Here is an 18148-nt window from a genome sequence, read left to right on the forward strand (position 1 = left end):
TGAGGAGACCGCATGTCCACCCCCATCGCCGATCCCGAGCCGCTGGCCGCAGGGACGCTCCGCGTCACCCCGCTCGGCGGGCTCGGAGAGATCGGCCGCAACATGACGATCTTCGAGTTCGACGGGAAGATCCTCATCGTCGACTGCGGCGTCCTGTTCCCCGAGGAGCACCAGCCGGGCGTCGACCTGATCCTGCCGGACTTCGAGCCGATCAAGGACCGCCTGGACGACGTCGTTGGCGTTGTGCTGACGCACGGTCACGAGGACCACATCGGCGCCGTCCCCTACCTGCTGCGCCAGAAGCAGGACATCCCGCTGATCGGCTCCGGCCTGACGCTCGCCCTCGTCGAGGCGAAGCTGAAGGAGCACCGGATCCGCCCCTTCACCCTGACGGTCAAGGAGGGCGGACGGGAGCAGCTCGGTCCCTTCGACCTGGAGTTCATCGCCGTCAACCACTCGATCCCCGATGCGCTGGCGGTCGCGGTGCGGACGCCTGCCGGGCTCGTCCTGGCCACGGGCGACTTCAAGATGGACCAGCTGCCGTTGGATGGGCGGCTGACGGACCTGCGCGCCTTCTCCCGCCTGGGCGAGGAGGGGCTGGACCTCTTCCTGGTGGACTCCACCAACGCCGACGTCCCCGGCTTCACGCCGCTGGAGCGCTCGATCGGTCCGGTGCTTGACCAGGTGATCGGCAAGGCCCCCCGCCGGGTCATCGTCGCGAGCTTCTCCAGTCACGTGCACCGCGTGCAGCAGGTGCTCGACGCGGCCCACGCCCACGGACGCCGGGTGGCGCTCCTCGGGCGCAGCATGGTGCGCAACATGACCATCGCCGAGGACCTCGGATACCTCAAGGTGCCGGAGAACGTCCTCATCGACTACAAGAAGGCGCGTGACCTCCCCGAGGACCAGATCGTCTACATGTCGACGGGATCGCAGGGCGAGCCGATGGCCGTGCTCAGCCGCATGGCGAACCTCGACCATGCGATCGAGCCGGGTCCCGGCGACACCGTCATCCTCGCCTCCAGCCTGATCCCGGGCAACGAGAACGCCGTCTACCGGGTGATCGACGGACTCACCAAGCTCGGCGCCAACGTCGTGCACAAGGCGAACGCGCGGGTGCACGTCTCCGGCCACGCCGCCGCGGGCGAGCTGCTCTACTGCTACAACATCCTGAAGCCCAAGAACGTCCTCCCCGTCCACGGCGAGTACCGCCACCTGATCGCGAACGCCAAGCTCGCGCAGGACACCGGCGTGCCGGAGGAGCGGACGATCATCGCGTCCAACGGCACCGTGATCGACCTCCGCGACGGCATCGCCCGGGTCGCCGGCCAGCTCGACCTCGGGTTCGTGTACGTGGACGGCTCCACCGTCGGCGAGATCACCGATGCCGACCTCAAGGACCGTCGCATCCTGGGCGAGGAGGGCTTCGTCTCCGTGATCGTCGTGGTCGACTCCGCGACCGGCCGCATCATCTCGGGCCCCGAGATCCACGCCAAGGGCGTCGCCGAGGACGACTCCGTGTTCGAGGACGTGGCGCCGAAGATCGTCGCCGCGCTCAAGGAGGCGGCGGGCAACGGCGTGCGCGACAGCCATGCGCTGTCGCAGATCGTCCGTCGGACGATCGGCCGCTGGGTCAACCAGAAGCTGCGCCGTCGGCCGATGATCGTCCCCCTCGTCATCGAGGCGTAGCAGGGCGGGGACGTGGGCTCGGCCTCGCACCGCGGACGCGGGGCGAGGCCGAAAACCGGCGGAAAGCCGCGTCACTGCGGGGCGATGTCGGCCCTCGGCCGTAGCGTGGAAGTATGCCCAGGAGTACGAGTGCGACCAAGAGCGGTCCCGCGTCCGAGAAGTCTTCGGCACGCCCTCGCTCCGGCTCGGGTTCTGCATCCGCGCCGAAGCGCCGTAGCGCCGCCGCCCCCAAGAAGTACGTCGACGAGGTCGAGAAGCCTCCGGTGATCGCGCGCGCCTGGACGGGCCTCGCGCACGGCGTCGGCGGCCTGTTCCGGGCGTTCGGGCCGGAGAACCTCGAGAAGGAGCAGCGCAGGGACGGGTTCCCGCTCCTGCTCGTGCTCCTCGCCGCCGTGGGCGCCGTGACCGAGTGGTTCTTCATCGGCAACCAGGTGGCGGCCACGATCAGCGCCTACTCGGTGGGCGGGCTCATCGGGCGCGCCGCCTTCGTGATGCCCGTCCTGCTGCTCCTCCTCGCGGGCTGGCTCTTCCGGCACCCCTCCTCGGTGCACGACAACGGCCGGATCGGGATCGGCTTCGGGCTGTTCACGCTGGCCCTCGCCGGCGTCTGCCACGTCGCCGGCGCCCGCCCGCAGCCCAAGCAGGGGATGCCGGCGCTCAGCGAGTCCGGCGGGCTCTTCGGCTGGATGCTGGGCGAGCCGCTCGCCTTCCTCTCGCCGATCGCCGCCTATGTGGCCCTCTCCCTCCTCGCGATCCTCGCGGTCCTCATCCTCACCAAGACCCCGCCGAACCGGATCGGATCCCGTCTCGGCGACCTCTACGCCTGGATGTTCGACGCCGAGCGTGCGCCGAAGAAGCAGGCGGACGAGGCGCAGGGCGAATTGGACGAGAGCGCGAAGGACGACACGAAGGACGACGCGCTGCCCTGGTGGCGACGTAACAAGACCGGTCGCGAGGAGGACCCGGACGTGCCGTCGGCTGCGTTGGGCTCCCAGGACCTCACCGAGCTGCTGCCGGTGGCCGCGGAGGAGCAGACGCCCGCATACGACCAGGCCGTGATCCGGGACGAGGACCCCTATGACGCGGCGACCGAGGTGCTCTCCGACCTGCGCTCGATGACGGACGCGCTCGCCGAGCAGCAGACGACGGCGCTCCTCGACGACGGCGCGGACACGGGCGAGATGCCCGAGCTGCCCGGCTTCGACGGGTTCGGCACGGACGGCCCGGGGGAGCGGGGGCCCCAGGCCCCGGTGACGCCGTACATCCTCCCCTCGCCGGGGGTCCTCTCCGCGGGGCCGCCCTCGGTCGCGCGCTCCGAGGCGAACGACCGCGTCGTCGAGCAGATCACGAACGTCCTGACGCAGTTCAAGGTGGACGCCAAGGTCACCGGCTTCTCCCGCGGCCCGACGGTCACGCAGTACGAGGTCGAGGTCGGGCACGGCGTCAAGGTCGAGAAGATCACGCAGCTGGCGAACAACATCGCCTACGCCGTCGCCTCGAACGACGTCCGGATCCTCTCCCCGATCCCGGGGAAGAGCGCGATCGGCATCGAGATCCCCAACGCCGACCGCGAGACGGTCTCCCTGGGAGACGTCCTGCGCTCGACGGCGGCACAGAAGAGCACCCACCCCCTCACGATCGGCGTGGGCAAGGACGTCGGCGGCAACTTCGTCGTGGCCAACCTCGCCAAGATGCCCCACCTCCTGGTGGCGGGCTCCACCGGGTCCGGCAAGTCGAGCTTCGTGAACTCGATGATCACGAGCCTGCTCATGCGGGCGCGCCCGGCCGATGTGCGGATGGTGCTGATCGACCCGAAGCGGGTGGAGCTCACCAGCTACGCCGGCGTCCCGCACCTCATCACCCCCATCATCACGAACGCCAAGAAGGCGGCCGAGGCGCTGCAGTGGGTCGTGAAGGAGATGGACATGCGGTACGACGACCTCGCGTCGTTCGGGTTCCGCCACATCGACGACTTCAACCGCGCCGTGCGCGCCGGCGAGGTCATCCTCCCCCCGGGCAGCGAGCGCGTCCTCAAGCCGTACCCGTACCTCCTCGTCGTCGTCGACGAGCTCGCGGACCTCATGATGGTCGCCCCGCGCGACGTCGAGGACTCGATCGTGCGCATCACCCAGCTCGCGCGCGCCAGCGGCATCCATCTCGTGCTGGCCACCCAGCGGCCGAGCGTCGACGTCGTCACCGGGCTCATCAAGGCGAACGTGCCCTCCCGTCTCGCGTTCGCGGTCACGAGCGTCACCGACAGCCGCGTGATCCTGGACAGCCCCGGCGCCGACAAGCTGATCGGCCAGGGCGACGCGCTCTTCTCGCCCATGGGATCCTCCAAGCCCTTCCGCCTGCAGGGCGCATGGGTGCAGGAGGAGGAGATCGACGCGGTCGTCAAGCACGTCACCGCCCAGGCGCGCCCGGAGTACCGTCCCGACGTCCAGGAGGGAGCGGCTCCCGCCAAGAAGGAGGTCGACGAGGACATCGGCGACGACCTCGACCTGCTCCTCGCCGCCGCGGAGCTCGTGGTCTCGTCGCAGTTCGGGTCCACCTCGATGCTGCAGCGCAAGCTGCGCGTCGGCTTCGCGAAGGCCGGCCGGCTCATGGATCTGCTCGAGTCGCGGGAGATCGTCGGCCCGTCGGAGGGCTCGAAGGCCCGCGACGTGCTCGTGACCGCCGAGCAGCTGCCGTCCGTGATCGCCAAGCTGCGGGGTGATCAGCCCCCGTCGTCGACGCCGTCGACACCCGCATCCGTGCAGCCCTCCGGGGCGGCGGATGAGCGGTACGGGGCGGACCCGGTGGACGCGCAGTTCCAGGGGCTCCCGGTCGTCGAGGCGGATGGCGACGGCGATGAGGACGCCTGGGGCCTGACGGGTCGCGACTGATGACGATCCCGCGCCAGCTCCCCAACGCGATCACGATCGCCCGCATCCCGCTCGCGGTCGTGTTCTTCGTGCTGCTGCTGCTCGGCGGCGCCGACGGACTCCCTCATCCGGGTCTGCGCTGGACGGCGGCGGGCCTGTTCATCCTGGCGATCTCCACGGACTGGGTGGACGGCTACCTCGCCCGCAGGTTCGACCTCGTCAGCGACTTCGGCAAGCTCTGGGACCCGATCGCGGACAAGCTCCTCACCGGGGCCGGCTTCATCGGGCTCGCCATCCTCGGCGAGGTGCAGTGGTGGCTCGTCGCGATCATCCTGGTCCGGGAGTGGGGCATCACGATCCACCGGTTCGTCGTCGCGCGTGAGCACATCGTCGCCGCGGCGTGGATGGGCAAGGTGAAGACCGTGGTCCAGGCGGTGGCGCTGGGCTGGGCGCTGCTGCCGCTGCACGTGCTCATCGGCATGGAGCCGTGGCGCATCGCGACCCTCGTGCTGATGCTCCTCGCCCTGGTGCTGACCGTCGCGAGCGGCATCGACTACATCGCCGCGCAGGTCAGCGGTGCGCGGAAGGACCGGAAGGCATAGTGTCCGCCGCGCCCGCCGAGTTCCTCGATCTGCTCCGTGCGCGCGGATTGACACTGGGCATCGCGGAGTCGCTGACGGGCGGCGCGCTGTCGGCCGCGCTCGTCGCGGTGCCTGGAGCGTCCGACGTCCTCCGGGGCGCCGTCGTGGCGTACGCGACGCCGGTGAAGCACAGCCTGCTCGGGGTGGACGAGCGGCTGCTCGCCGAGAACGGGGCGGTCGACCCCGAGGTCGCACGGCAGATGGCTCGCGGGGTGCGCTCGGCCCTGAGCGTGGCGGGAAGCCCGGCGGACGTCGGGATCTCCACCACGGGGGTTGCCGGCCCCGCCCCGCAGGACGGGAAGCCGGTCGGGACGGTGCACATCGGGATCAGCTGGGGCGACGCCGTGACGAGCCGGGCGTTCCGCTTCGACGGGGACCGCTCGGAGATCCGTGCGGCGACTGTCCGGGCCGCGCTCTCCCTCGCCGTGGAATTGATCTCGGTGACCGCGGAATAACCGGGCCCACGACGAAGTTGAGTCCTGTGTGCTCACATTCAAAGCACAGGATGAAAAGCTAGATTCAATTCCATCAGGTCGGGTTAGACTGACCATCCGACCAGGCGCAAGAGCCGGTTCGGAGCATGAGGAGAGGGGGTTCCGATGATTCTTGTACGACAGGAGATCGGCGACGTGCTGCGGGACTTCCGCCTGCAGAAGGGTCGCACGCTGCGACAGGTCGCCAGCAAGGCGTCGGTAGCCCTCGGTTACCTCAGCGAGGTCGAGCGCGGGCAGAAGGAGGCCTCCAGCGAGATCCTCGCGTCGGTCGCCGAGGCGCTCGACGTTCCGATCTCGACCATCATGCGTGAGGTCGGAGACCGCATCTCGGTGATCGAGGGCATCCAGGTCTTCCCCGACGTCGTGCCGGACGAGCTGGTCGCCGAGGTCGAGCCCGAGCTCACCCTGCGCTGATGCGCAGAAGCGAGTTCCTTCGCGCCGTGGACGACGAGTTCGGCGCGCGCTCGGCCTCCCTCCTCGAGGATCTTGTGCTGGGCGAGCTCGGCGGGCGGACAGCCGTCCGCGCCCTCGCGGACGGCGTCCCTCCGCGGGACATCTGGGCCGCTCTCTGCGCGGAGACCGATGTCCCGCTGAACAAGCGATACGGTGTCGGGCGTCTGGAGCCCCGCCGGTCCTGAGCGTGCTCCGTTCGAGCGAGAGCGTTCGATCGGTCGTGTTCGAGCGGGAGTCGGGGTGTTTCGGCGTGTCATCGAAGATCTGTTCGAGCAGCACGTAGGCTCCTGCACAGATGACATCGAGCGCATGTCGTCCACGGATCGAAGGATCGGGCCCCCGATGTCGGTGGCCCCTCGTACCGTGAACGACATGACCGAGAGGTCATACGCCTTGTCGGAGAGCTGATCCATCCCGGAGACGCCGCGACAGCCTACAGGCGGCAGAAACCAGCACGAAGGAGCACGTCATGCCATCTCCCGCAGACCGTGAAAGGGCCCTGGAATCGGCCCTCGCCCAGATCGACAAGCAGTTCGGAAAGGGCTCGGTCATGCGACTGGGCAGCGATGACCGCGCTCCGGTCGAGGTCATCCCCACCGGCTCCATCGCGCTCGACGTCGCTCTCGGCGTCGGTGGACTGCCGCGTGGCCGCATCATCGAGATCTACGGCCCGGAGTCCTCGGGTAAGACCACTCTGACCCTGCACGCGATCGCGAACGCGCAGCGCGCCGGAGGGATCGCGGCCTTTGTCGATGCCGAGCATGCGCTCGACCCCGACTACGCCATGAAGCTCGGCGTCGACATCGACCAGCTGCTCGTCTCGCAGCCCGACACGGGTGAGCAGGCGCTGGAGATCACCGACATGCTGATCCGCTCCGGAGCCATCGATCTGGTCGTCATCGACTCCGTCGCCGCCCTTGTCCCTCGCGCCGAGATCGAGGGCGAGATGGGCGATTCCCACGTCGGTCTTCAGGCACGTCTGATGTCCCAGGCCCTGCGCAAGCTCACCGGTGGGCTGAACCAGACCAAGACCACGGCGATCTTCATCAACCAGCTGCGCGAGAAGATCGGTGTCTTCTTCGGCTCGCCCGAGACGACCGCCGGCGGTAAGGCGCTGAAGTTCTACGCCTCTGTCCGTCTCGACATCCGTCGAATCGAGACGCTGAAGGACGGCGCGGAGGCCGTCGGCAACCGGACCCGTGTCAAGGTCGTGAAGAACAAGATGGCTCCGCCGTTCAAGCAGGCGGAGTTCGACATCCTGTATGGCACGGGCATCTCCCGGGAAGGCAGCCTGATCGATTTCGGCGTGGAGCACGCCATCGTGAAGAAGTCGGGTGCCTGGTACACCTACGACGGCGACCAGCTCGGGCAGGGCAAGGAGAACGCCCGCAACTTCCTGATCAAGAACCCCGACATCGCCGAGGCGATCGAGACGCAGATCAAGCAGAAGCTGGGTGTGGGCGCATTGGTCGCTCCGGTCGAGCCGGCGAGCGATGAGCTCGCCCAGCGTCGTCCGGCCTGATCATGACGAGGCAGAGCGGGGGCGGACGGTCATCGGACGATGACCGGATCGCCCCCGTGATCCCGCTCTTCGGCCGCTCGTCGGCTTCCACTCCTTCCGCGCCGCCGTCTTCCATACCACCGTCTTCTGCATCGTCGAGCTACGACGAGGAGGAGTTCGCGGAGGCGCCGCCGGTGCGCTCCGGCAGCGGCGCGACGTGGCGGACCACGTGGGCAGGGGACGGGGCTCGGGGCGAAGCGGTCGCGGAGGATGAGCGGTCGCCCGGGCCGATGCATCCTGCGCAGCGTGCGCGTCTCCGTCCGGTCGGACCGCATGCACAGCCGCCGACCGATATCCGCTCGGGAAGCCGGGGGGCTTCCGATGCGGGTGCCCCGGATTCCGAGGAGGAGCCGTCGATCTCCGCGGCGACCGACACCCTCGTCCGTCGGTTGCGGATGAAGCAGCTCTCGTCGAGCGAGGCACGTGACCTCCTCCGGGGCATGGGCTTCCGGCGCGAGCAGATCGACGAGGTCATCGAGGGTTTCGAAGAGCGCGGCTATCTCAATGACGCCTCTTTGGCGGAGTACCTCGTCACCGCGGGGTCTCAGCGCAAGGGCCAGGGGCGGATCGCGATCGGCCGGGTGCTCGCTCAGCGCGGCATTCCGCGGGGGATCGCGGACGAGGCGTTGAGCGTGCTGGAGGACGACGATGAGGAACGGGCGCTCGAGTTCGCGCGGACGAAGGCCCAGAGCCTCCTCCGCGTCGATGACGAGACCGCCCTCCGACGTCTGACCGGGCAGCTCGCTCGTCGGGGATACGGCGGCGGAGTGGCGATGAACGCGGCGCGCACTGCGATGCGGGAGGCACGGCGTGGATCGGGTGGTCGCTCGCACGGTGTCCGCTTCGAGGAGAGCGACTGACGCGGTTTCGCGCCGTATCTCCGGTCTCGATCGTAGAATGGCTGACATCATGACCACGCCAGCTAGTGACCCGACGATCATCGCGCCCTCCACGGCCGCGCTCGATGACGCCGGCAGCCCCCGTACCTACGAGGTGCGGACATTCGGGTGCCAGATGAACGTCCACGACTCGGAGCGTCTCTCCGGATCCCTGGAGAGCGCGGGCTATGTGCGCGCGGGCGAGGGTGCCGACGCGGATGTCGTCATCATCAACACCTGCGCCGTCCGCGATAACGCCGCCGGGAAGCTCTACGGCACGCTCGGACACCTGAAGTCACGCAAGGACAAGCACGACGGCATGCAGATCGCCGTCGGCGGGTGCCTCGCGCAGATGGACAAGCAGACGGTCCTCGACAAGGCGCCGTGGGTCGACGTCGTCTTCGGGACCCACAACATGGGCTCGCTCCCCGGTCTCCTCGAGCGGGCGCGGCACAACGGCGAGGCGGAGCTGGAGATCCTCGAGTCCCTCGAGGTCTTCCCATCGACCCTCCCCACGCGGCGGGACTCCGCGCACAGCGGCTGGGTGTCGATCTCCGTCGGCTGCAACAACACCTGCACGTTCTGCATCGTGCCGAGCCTGCGCGGCAAGGAGAAGGACCGGCGTCCGGGCGACATCCTGAACGAGATCCGCCTCCTCGTCGAGGACGGGGCGATCGAGGTGACCCTCCTCGGGCAGAACGTGAACTCCTACGGCGTGGAGTTCGGAGACCGGCAGGCCTTCGGGAAGCTGCTTCGCGCGGCGGGCGAGATCGAGGGGCTGGAGCGGATCCGCTTCACCAGCCCGCATCCTGCCGCCTTCACCGATGACGTGATCGACGCGATGGCCGAGACGCCGGCGGTCATGCCGCAGCTGCACATGCCGCTGCAGTCGGGCAGCGACCGGATCCTCCGGGCGATGCGACGGTCCTACCGCAGCGAGCGCTTCCTCGGGATCCTCGACCGCGTGCGCGAGCGGATCCCGCATGCGGCGATCTCGACGGACATCATCGTCGGATTTCCCGGTGAGACCGACGAGGATTTCGAGGAGACGATGCGGGTCGTCGAGCAGTCGCGCTTCGCCAGCGCCTTCACCTTCCAGTACTCCATTCGGGAGGGCACGCCCGCCGCGACCATGGCGGATCAGGTGCCCAAGGCCGTCGTTCAGGAGCGGTACGACCGGCTCCTCGCCCTGCAGGAGCGGATCTCCCTGGAGGAGAACCAGAAGCAGCTGGGTCGTGAGGTCCGGGTGCTCGTGTCCACGGGCGAGGGCAAGAAGGACGCCGAGACGCATCGTCTCACCGGTCGTGCGGAGGACAATCGTCTCGTGCACTTCGAGGTGCCCTCGGGATCGGATGTGCCGAGGCCCGGCGACGTGGTCACCGTGATCGTCACCCATGCGGCGCCGTTCCATCTGCTGGCCGATGCCCCCGATGGCGAGCCGCTGCGCATCCGTCGCACTCGCGGTGGAGACGCCTGGGATCGCGCGCAGACGGAGTCCTGCGCGCTTCCGGAGCCCTCCTCCGACGGCTCGCCTCGTCCGGTGTCGCTGGGGCTCCCCACGATCCGCGCCGGCGTCTGACGCGGTCGGTGACCACGGCGGTGACCCCTGTGCGTCGATCGCGCCTGTGGGCGGTGGTGGGGGCGACCGGAACGGGCAAGAGCGAGCTGTCGTTGGACATCGCGCGCGGACTCGCCGCCCGTGGCGTGGCCGCCGAGATCGTCAACGCCGACGCGATGCAGCTCTACCGGGGCATGGACATCGGCACGGCGAAGCTCTCCGTCGCCGAACGCGGGGGGATCCCGCACCATCTGCTGGACGTCTGCGATGTGACCGAGGACGCCGCCGTCGCCTGGTATCAGCCACGGGCGCGGGCGTCGATCACCGCGATCCAGGAACGCGGTGCCGATGCGATCCTCGTCGGAGGGTCGGGGCTGTACGTCTCATCCGTCCTCTACGACTTCCGTTTCCCTCCGCGGTCCCCGGCGATCCGGTCCCGTCTCGAGGACGAGCTCGCCACGGACGGCCCCGGCGCCCTCTTCGCTCGGCTCGCGGAACGGGATCCGCAGACGGCCGAGCGGATCGACCCGCACAACGGGCGACGCATCGTCCGTGCGCTGGAGATCCTGGAGCAGGGGGGAGCGACCCATGGCGCAGCCCTGCCGGAGAAGCCGGTTCTCTGGCAGCCGGGGACGCGGGTGCTCGGCCTCTCCCTGGACCGGGGCGCCCTCGTGGAACGGCTCGACCGTCGCGTCGAGAGGATGTGGGCGGACGGTCTCGTCGACGAGGTGCGGGCGCTGCGCGATGCCGGTCTGGAGGACGGCACGACGGCGCGGCGTGCGATCGGCTACGCCCAGGCGCTCGCGCAGCTCGGGGGCGAGGTCAGCGAGGCCGAGGCGATCGCCCAGACCCAGGCGCTGACCCGGCGCTACGCGCGGCGGCAGGTCTCCTGGTTCCGGCGCTATGCCGAGCGTGAGGAGTACGACGCACTCGAACCGCGCGATCTCGACGGGATCCTCGACGGCGGCAGCAGCCGGGAACGGTGACCGCGCATCCGCGCCGTGGTTCTGCTCTGAGCGGATCAGCTCGTTCGCCGAGACCGTCCCTGCCTACCATGTGGCCATGACGGATCTCGCCGAGAACCCCACCGCACCGGCTCCTCACGACCGCACCGCACCGCGCACGCCCGAGCCGCTCTGGCGGCACGTCGTCGGCGAGCTGCTCCGGGAGGAGCGTGCGGATCGGGGGGAGACCCTCGCGGAGACGGCGCGCCGTGCGGGCGTCTCGCCGCAGTACCTGTCCGAGATGGAACGAGGGCTCAAGGAGCCGTCGAGCGAGATGCTCGCGGCGGTGGCCGGCGCTTTGGAGCTCACCCTGCTGGACCTCACCCTCGGCGTGGCCGGGCGTATGACCGAGAGCGCGGCCGAGCGCGTGGCGTCCGCCGCCGTCGCCTCCGTGCGCGCGACCTACTCCGTGCGCGCGACCTACGCCCTCGCGGCCTGACCGACCGAGTCCTCGGGAGCGAGGGCCGGGGTCCTGAGGGCCGGGGTCCTGAGGGCGGGACCTCAGGGACGGGGTCGTGGGCGCTCGGCGATCACCTCGTCGACGACGCCGTATGCGCGTGCCCCTTCGGCGGTGAGGACGAGATCGCGATCGGTGTCCGCGCGGAGACGGTCGGTGTGCTGTCCGGTGTGGGTCACGAGGATCTCCTCGATGTCCCCGCGAATGCGGACGACCTCGTCGGCCTGGAGGATCAGGTCGGGGATCGTTCCGCGCCCCTGAGCGGCCGGCTGGTGCAGGATCACCCGCGCATGGGGGAGGGCTGCGCGTTTGCCCGGGCTCCCCGCCGCGAGCAGGACCGCGCCGACGGAGATGGCCTGACCGATGCAGAACGTCGCGATGTCGGAGCGGATGAACCGCATCGTGTCGTAGACGGCGAGCATCGCGCTGGGATCACCGCCTTCGCAGTTGATGTAGAGCTGGATGTCTCGATCGCTGCTCTGCGCGTCCAGGTGGAGCAGCTGGGCGACGAGCGCGTTCGCGACGTCCGCGTCCAGCGGCGTGCCGAGGTAGATCACCCGCTCGGTGAGCAGATGCGAGTAGACGTCCATCACGCGGTCGCCGCGCGGCGTCTCGGCGATGACGTTGGGGATGAGGAACTGGGCCATGTCAGGCTCCTTCCGTGGGAATGGCCGTGGGGACAGGGGCGAGGCCGACGGAGCGGCGGGCTGGTCGAGGCATGATCGTCGGGAAGTCGGTCGTGATCTCGTCGATGAACCCGTAGACCAGAGCCTCCTCCGCGCCGAACCAGCGATCGTGCAGGGAGTCCTCGAACACACGGTCCAGGGGCTGTCCGGTGTCCTCGGCGATCAGTCCGAGGACCGTGTCCCGCGTCTGGCGGAGATCGGCGGCCTGCAGCTCCACATCCACGGCGGTACCGCCGATCCCGGCGGATCCCTGATGCAGCAGGATGCGGCTGTGTGGGAGGGCCCGTCGTTTCCCCGGCGTCCCCGCCGAGAGCAGGAACTGGCCGGCGCTGCAGGCGAGTCCGAAGGCGATCGTCGCGACGTCGCAGGGCACGGCGCGCATGAGGTCCCGGATCGCGAGCATGGCCGGCACAGAACCGCCGGGGGAGTGGATCCACAGGGTGATGTCGGCCTGAGGGTCCTCGGCGGCGAGGGCGAGCAGCTGCGTCATGAGCAGAAGGCCGTTGTCGTCGTCGAGAGGGCCGTCGAGCACGAGGACGCGACGGGCGTAGAGCATGCGACGCGTCTCGGCGTCGAAGAGGTTGCGCGGGATGTCTTCGGTCATGGGACAAGCCTCGGCGTCGGCACGGGAGACCGGGAGCGGATCTGCCCGGGGCGGATCCGCTCCCAGTGGAGAGCCCGCCTAGACTGGGCGCATGGTCGCATTCGCCAAGGGACAGGGCACCGGTAACGACTTCGTCATCATTGCCGATCCGGACGGAGCGCTGGAGCTCTCGAACGAGAAGGTCGCGGCGCTCTGCGATCGGCGGTTCGGGATCGGCGGTGACGGTCTGCTGCGGGTCGTGCGCTCCGCCGCGATCCCCGAGGGCGCGGCCGCGCTCGCCGAGGAGCCCGCCGCGGAGTGGTTCATGGACTACCGCAACGCCGACGGGTCCGTCGCGGAGATGTGCGGCAACGGCATCCGGGTGTTCGCGCACTATCTGCTCAGGAGCGGGCTCGCGGTCCTCGATCACGGGGCGACCCTTCCGATCGGAACCCGCTCCGGTGTGCGGGACGTGACGCGCAGTGAGACCGGGTATCAGGTGGATCTCGGCCGATGGCGGCTCGATGGCGGCGAGCCGCTCGCGAGAGCGGCCGGGCTCGGCGTTCCGCGTCCCGGTGTCGGCATCGATGTCGGCAACCCGCACGTCGTGGTCGCGATCGCGTCGGAGGAGGAGCTGGAAGGGCTCGATCTGTCGCAGTCGCCGGAGCTCGCGCCCGCCCCCGAGAATGGGGCGAACATCGAGTTCGTCGTCCCCTCGGAGCCGCTGGTCCGCGACGGCGTCGGGCATGTGCAGATGCGCGTCTTCGAGCGCGGCGTCGGCGAGACCCTCAGCTGCGGCACCGGAGTCGCGGCGACCGCGCTCGCCGTCCGCTACTGGGCGGGGCCTGCGGCGCCCAACGTCTGGCGCGTGGACGTGCCGGGGGGCACGCTCGGCGTGCGCATGTTCGCCGCGGAGGACGGCGAGCACGTGGCGTTGTCAGGGCCCGCACAGCTCGTCTTCCACGGCGAGATCGACCTGGCCTGACCGACCTGGCCTGACCGACCTGCTCTGATCGGCTCAGACGATGTCGATCGCGTCCGTCGCGGGCGTGCCGTGGCGGCGCACCTTGAGGATGCGGAAGCCGCGGCCGGTCGTGGTGCGGTAGACGCTGTAGCCGTCGGCGAACGTCGTGGCGAGCCATCGCTGCAGGGAGTCGGCGCCGAGGTTCCTGCTGACGACGAACCAGCCGTCGCTGCGCTCGTCCAGCCGCGGGATCCAGCGTTCGAGGAGTCCGTGCAACTCGTTCTTGCCCACGCGGATCGGCGGATTCGAGCGGATCGTCCGGAAGGCGACGTCCTCGGGAACATCGTCAGGCAACACGGCGTTGACATTGTCGAGGCCGAGCTCCTCTGCGTTCCGACGCACGAGGTCGAGCGCACGCTCGTTCACGTCGACCGCCCACACCGTGGCGTGCGGGGAACGGAGCGCGAGTGAGATCGCGATCGGCCCCCACCCGCAGCCGAGGTCGAGCAGGTTGCCACCAGGAGGCGGCGGGGGAGCGTTGGACAGCAGCACGGAGGTGCCGACGTCCAGATGTTCCGGGCTGAAGACGCCGCCGGCGGTGGTGAGTTCGAGATCGCGACCCGCAAGCGAGACCCGGATCCGACGGAGGTTCTCAGGGCTTGCGGGGGCCGCAGTGAAGTAGTGGTCCGACCCCATAGAGCGAGCGTAGCGGAGGGGCCGGGCTAAAGTTAAGGCGCTCTACCGATATGGAGAGCACGAGAAAGGCGCGGATGACGCAGTCCACAGAGCACGACGAACACGATGACGCGGTCGAGCGCGTCCTTGCCGCGGCGGAACGCCGCACCGAGGCGCACGTCTTCGGAGCGGCCCAGGCCCTCCAGGACACCGCGACCGCGGGGCACGCCTCCACGGACGGCGGGCAGTGGGACCTGGAGGAACGGCATGCCCTTCGCCGGGTCGCCGGCCTCTCCACCGAGCTCGAGGACGTCACCGAGGTCGAGTACCGGCAGCTCCGGCTGGAGAACGTGGTGCTCGTCGGCGTCTACCCGCAGGGTGCGCAGGAGGACGCGGAGAACTCCTTGCGCGAGCTCGCCGCCCTCGCCGAGACGGCGGGAGCGTCCGTCCTGGACGGCATGCTGCAGCGCCGGCCGCACCCGGATCCCGCGACCTACCTCGGACGGGGTAAGGCGCAGGAGCTCAAGGACATCGTGGCCTCCGTCGGCGCCGACACGGTCATCGCCGACACGGAGCTCGCCCCGAGCCAGCGGCGCGCGCTGGAGGACGTCGTCAAGGTCAAGGTGATCGATCGCACCACCGTGATCCTGGACATCTTCAGCCAGCACGCCAAGAGCCGTGAGGGCAAGGCCCAGGTCGAGCTCGCGCAGCTGGAGTACCTGCTGCCGCGCCTGCGCGGATGGGGCGACTCGATGAGCCGACAGGCCGGTGGCCAGGTCGGTGCGGGCGGTGCGGGCATGGGCTCGCGCGGTCCGGGTGAGACGAAGATCGAGCTGGATCGGCGGCGCATCCGCACGCGGATGGCGATCCTCCGCCGGCAGATCAGGGACTTCGCCCCCGCCCGGGAGGCGAAGCGCGCCGAGCGACGTCGGAACACGATCCCCTCGGTGGCGATCACCGGGTACACGAACGCCGGCAAGTCCAGCCTGCTCAACGCGCTCACGAGCGCGGGCGTCCTGGTCGAGAACGCCCTGTTCGCGACGCTGGACGCCACCGTCCGTCGCTCCGAGACCGCCGACGGACGCGTGTACACCCTGACCGACACCGTGGGCTTCGTCCGGAACCTGCCACACCAGCTGGTCGAGGCGTTCCGTTCGACCCTGGAGGAGGTCGGCGATGCCGATGTCGTGGTGCACGTCGTCGACGGCTCCCACCCCGACCCCGCAGGACAGCTTCAGACCGTGCGCGACGTGATGGGCGACGTCGGAGCGCGGGAGGTCCCGGAGATCGTCGTGTTCAACAAGGCGGACCTCCTCGACGAGGACGAGCGGCTGGTGCTGCGCGGACTCGTCCCCGGGGCGCACTTCGTCTCCTCCCGCTCCGGAGAGGGGATCCAGGAGCTGCGCTCGACGATCGACGAGGCGCTGCCCAAGCCCGCGGTGGAGATCCGAGCCCTCGTGCCCTATGAGCGCGGCGACCTCGTCTCCGCCGTGCACGAGACCGGTCTTCTCCTCACCGCGGAGCATCAGGAGACGGGAACGGTGATCCATGCGCACGTCTCCGAACGCCTCGCCGCGGAGCTCGCTCCGTACGTCGTCTGAGTCGGAGGTATGGCCGGAGGCGGAGAATGCGGTAGCCTCGGAGTACGCGCCTGAGTTTCTGGCGCGGTCCCCGAACCGCCGGTGTGGCGGCGACGTCGTCTCGATGCTCGTCACCACTTCTCTCACGAAGCCGACGACGGTCCGGTGGCGAAGCACAACGAATCGATCTCATATCTCCGCTTCTTCGGTTTCTGTTCCGAGTCCCTCCGATCTCCCCGCGGCCCGCCGCCGATGCGCGTGCCTCAGGTCGCGTTCTTCCGCGCCCCGCCGCCGCCCCGTCCCCGCGATCCTCCTCAGCAGGAACCCGGGAACCCCCATCTCCGCGGCGACGCCGTCGTCGCGGTTTCACGGATCACTCCCGTGGTCCCAGACAATGAAGGAATGACGTCATGGCCACTGGCACCGTCAAATGGTTCAACTCCGACAAGGGCTTCGGCTTCATCGCTCCCGACGACGGCTCCGCCGACCTGTTCGCGCACTTCAGCGCGATCGCCGGCAGCGGACACCGCAACCTCGAAGAGGGACAGAAGGTCGAGTTCGACCCGGAGAGCGGCGACAAGGGTCCGCAGGCCACCAACATCCGCGTGATCTGAACCCCCTGCAGTGAGCGGCGCGGCGTTTTCGCCGCGCCGCTCACTGCGTTCATTCGGCTTGCGGCATACGGCCCCGAGTACGGTGAGAACAGCGATCGGCAACTGCCTTTGGCTTCGCAGCCTGGCCTCTCTGAGGCCGGCATGAAGAGAGGCGTCGATCCATGTCCTCGACGTACGCGGATTCCGCTCAGACGCTCGGGCCCATCCGGCAGACGTATGCGCGCAGGGAGGACTTCCCACCCATCGCGCGCGCGTACACGGAGGTCTCCGAGGTGGTGCGCGAGACAGGTCTCCTGCGCCGCGCCCACTGGTTCTACATCATGGTCGGAGCCGCGCTGGTCGTGGCCTTCGGCGGCGCGATCACCGGTTTCATCCTCCTCGGGAACAGCTGGTTCCAGCTCCTCATCGCAGGCGCCCTGGGAATCCTCTTCACGCAGGTCGCGTTCCTCGCGCATGAGGCCGCCCACCGGCAGATCCTCTCCTCGGGGCCGGCCAACGACCGCCTCGCCCGCGTTCTCGCGGCCGTCGTCGGGATGAGCTACTCCTGGTGGGACTCCAAGCACAGCCGCCACCACGCCAACCCCAACCGGGTCGGGAAGGATCCGGACATCGAGGTCGACACGATCTCCTTCCTCGACGAGGACGCCGCCAAGTCGCGCGGTCTGATCCGCCTCATCACCCGCAAGCAGGGCTGGCTGTTCTTCCCCCTGCTGACCCTCGAGGGCCTCAACCTCCACTACCTCAGCCTCAAGCACCTCGCAGGACGAGGCCCCGTCAAGGGCCGCTGGGCCGAGCTCGGGATGATCGCGGCGCGCTTCGCCCTGGTCATGACCCCGATCTTCCTGTTCCTGCCGCTCGGGATGGCGTTCGCCTTCGTTGGCGTCATGCTGGCCGTGTTCGGCGTCTACATGGGCGCCTCGTTCGCCCCCAACCACAAGGGCATGCCGGTCATCGCCCCTGATGCGAAGCTCGACTTCTTCTCCAAGCAGGTCCGCACCTCGCGCAACATCCGCGGTGGATGGTGGGCGACCTGGCTCATGGGAGGCCTGAACTACCAGGTCGAGCACCACCTCTTCCCGAGCATGGCCCGTCCCCACCTCGCCCAGGCGCGGGAGATCGTCCGCGAGCACTGCCGGACCCTCGACGTGCCGTACACCGAGACGTCGCTCTGGCGCTCCTACGCCATCGTGATCGACTACCTCAACCAGGTCGGCCTCGCGGCCCGCGACCCCTTCGACTGCCCGATCACGGCGCAGTACCGGAAGGTGTGACGCTCCGTCTCTTCGAATCGAAGCCGCTGGCCCTGACACCCTCCTCAGGAGGGCGTCAGGGCCAGCGGCTTTCGTCGTCCTCTAGGGTGTGTCTGATAATTGTCGGGTCCAGGCAATGACGGCGTTGAGGATCACGGCGGCGCGATAGACGATCGCGAGTTTGTCGTAGCGAGTGG

The 18148-nt window shown here is 69.2% G+C and carries 18 protein-coding genes and 1 pseudogene; 15 read left to right on the forward strand and 4 right to left on the reverse strand.

Annotation, left to right across the window (positions count from 1 at the left end):
• The first annotated feature begins 12 nt into the window (after positions 1 to 12).
• From J2Y69_RS16350 to J2Y69_RS16400, 11 genes are all read left to right on the forward strand, one after another.
• Complete coding sequence (locus J2Y69_RS16350) at positions 13 to 1689, forward strand: ribonuclease J (RefSeq protein WP_310022733.1); 1677 nt, start codon at positions 13 to 15, stop codon at positions 1687 to 1689.
• A 113-nt stretch (positions 1690 to 1802) separates the two neighbouring features.
• Positions 1803 to 4574 carry a DNA translocase FtsK gene (locus tag J2Y69_RS16355; protein ID WP_310022736.1) on the forward strand — a complete coding sequence of 924 codons (2772 nt, stop codon included), beginning with the start codon at positions 1803 to 1805 and terminating at the stop codon, positions 4572 to 4574.
• Positions 4574 to 5155: a CDP-diacylglycerol--glycerol-3-phosphate 3-phosphatidyltransferase gene (gene pgsA, locus J2Y69_RS16360; protein ID WP_310022740.1), complete on the forward strand. Its 582-nt coding sequence runs from the start codon at positions 4574 to 4576 to the stop codon at positions 5153 to 5155. Before J2Y69_RS16355 ends, pgsA begins: the two co-directional genes overlap by 1 nt.
• Positions 5152 to 5649: a CinA family protein gene (locus tag J2Y69_RS16365; protein ID WP_396653121.1), complete on the forward strand. Its 498-nt coding sequence runs from the start codon at positions 5152 to 5154 to the stop codon at positions 5647 to 5649. Before pgsA ends, J2Y69_RS16365 begins: the two co-directional genes overlap by 4 nt.
• Positions 5650 to 5793: 144 nt before the next feature.
• Entirely contained in the window at positions 5794 to 6102 is a 309-nt protein-coding gene (locus tag J2Y69_RS16370; protein WP_310022744.1) for a helix-turn-helix domain-containing protein, read from the forward strand.
• A complete protein-coding gene (locus tag J2Y69_RS16375; protein WP_310022746.1) occupies positions 6102 to 6326 on the forward strand; it encodes a DUF3046 domain-containing protein in 225 nt (74 codons plus the stop codon). Before J2Y69_RS16370 ends, J2Y69_RS16375 begins: the two co-directional genes overlap by 1 nt.
• Positions 6327 to 6610: 284 nt before the next feature.
• Positions 6611 to 7663, forward strand: coding sequence for a recombinase RecA (recA, locus tag J2Y69_RS16380; protein WP_310022748.1), 1053 nt, complete (start codon positions 6611 to 6613; stop codon positions 7661 to 7663).
• Between the two features lie 434 nt (positions 7664 to 8097).
• A complete protein-coding gene (locus J2Y69_RS16385; RefSeq protein ID WP_310022749.1) occupies positions 8098 to 8562 on the forward strand; it encodes a regulatory protein RecX in 465 nt (154 codons plus the stop codon).
• 49 nt (positions 8563 to 8611) lie between these two features.
• Complete coding sequence (gene miaB / locus J2Y69_RS16390) at positions 8612 to 10159, forward strand: tRNA (N6-isopentenyl adenosine(37)-C2)-methylthiotransferase MiaB (RefSeq protein ID WP_310022751.1); 1548 nt, start codon at positions 8612 to 8614, stop codon at positions 10157 to 10159.
• A 29-nt stretch (positions 10160 to 10188) separates the two neighbouring features.
• Positions 10189 to 11124: a tRNA (adenosine(37)-N6)-dimethylallyltransferase MiaA gene (gene miaA, locus J2Y69_RS16395; RefSeq protein WP_310022771.1), complete on the forward strand. Its 936-nt coding sequence runs from the start codon at positions 10189 to 10191 to the stop codon at positions 11122 to 11124.
• 76 nt (positions 11125 to 11200) lie between these two features.
• Positions 11201 to 11581 (forward strand): helix-turn-helix domain-containing protein, encoded by a 381-nt coding sequence (locus J2Y69_RS16400; RefSeq protein WP_310022753.1) that lies wholly within the window; start codon positions 11201 to 11203, stop codon positions 11579 to 11581.
• Positions 11582 to 11643: 62 nt separating this feature from the next.
• On the opposite strand, the gene J2Y69_RS16405 is transcribed toward J2Y69_RS16400, so the two are convergent.
• Together J2Y69_RS16405 and J2Y69_RS16410 are read right to left on the reverse strand one after the other, a co-directional pair.
• Complete coding sequence (locus J2Y69_RS16405; RefSeq protein WP_310022755.1) at positions 11644 to 12246, reverse strand: ClpP family protease; 603 nt, start codon at positions 12244 to 12246, stop codon at positions 11644 to 11646.
• Between the two features lies 1 nt (position 12247).
• Complete coding sequence (locus J2Y69_RS16410) at positions 12248 to 12889, reverse strand: ClpP family protease (protein ID WP_310022757.1); 642 nt, start codon at positions 12887 to 12889, stop codon at positions 12248 to 12250.
• A 91-nt stretch (positions 12890 to 12980) separates the two neighbouring features.
• Between J2Y69_RS16410 and dapF the strand changes: the two genes are divergently transcribed.
• A complete protein-coding gene (dapF, locus tag J2Y69_RS16415; RefSeq protein WP_310022759.1) occupies positions 12981 to 13853 on the forward strand; it encodes a diaminopimelate epimerase in 873 nt (290 codons plus the stop codon).
• 33 nt (positions 13854 to 13886) lie between these two features.
• Here dapF and J2Y69_RS16420 read toward each other — a convergent pair whose 3' ends face one another.
• Positions 13887 to 14528 (reverse strand): class I SAM-dependent methyltransferase, encoded by a 642-nt coding sequence (locus tag J2Y69_RS16420; RefSeq protein ID WP_310022761.1) that lies wholly within the window; start codon positions 14526 to 14528, stop codon positions 13887 to 13889.
• Between the two features lie 74 nt (positions 14529 to 14602).
• Here J2Y69_RS16420 and hflX point away from each other — a divergent pair, with 74 nt between their 5' ends.
• The 3 genes from hflX (at position 14603) to J2Y69_RS16435 (ending at position 17972) form a co-directional block, all read left to right on the forward strand.
• Positions 14603 to 16108, forward strand: coding sequence for a GTPase HflX (gene hflX / locus J2Y69_RS16425; protein ID WP_310022763.1), 1506 nt, complete (start codon positions 14603 to 14605; stop codon positions 16106 to 16108).
• Positions 16109 to 16497: 389 nt separating this feature from the next.
• Positions 16498 to 16701: a cold-shock protein gene (locus tag J2Y69_RS16430; protein ID WP_310022765.1), complete on the forward strand. Its 204-nt coding sequence runs from the start codon at positions 16498 to 16500 to the stop codon at positions 16699 to 16701.
• A 161-nt stretch (positions 16702 to 16862) separates the two neighbouring features.
• A complete protein-coding gene (locus J2Y69_RS16435; protein WP_310022767.1) occupies positions 16863 to 17972 on the forward strand; it encodes a fatty acid desaturase family protein in 1110 nt (369 codons plus the stop codon).
• Between the two features lie 81 nt (positions 17973 to 18053).
• Here J2Y69_RS16435 and J2Y69_RS16440 read toward each other — a convergent pair.
• Positions 18054 to 18148: pseudogene (locus tag J2Y69_RS16440) on the reverse strand (IS5/IS1182 family transposase); the annotation flags it as partial.

Source organism: Microbacterium resistens (assembly GCF_031456305.1).
GTDB lineage: Bacteria > Actinomycetota > Actinomycetes > Actinomycetales > Microbacteriaceae > Microbacterium > Microbacterium resistens_A.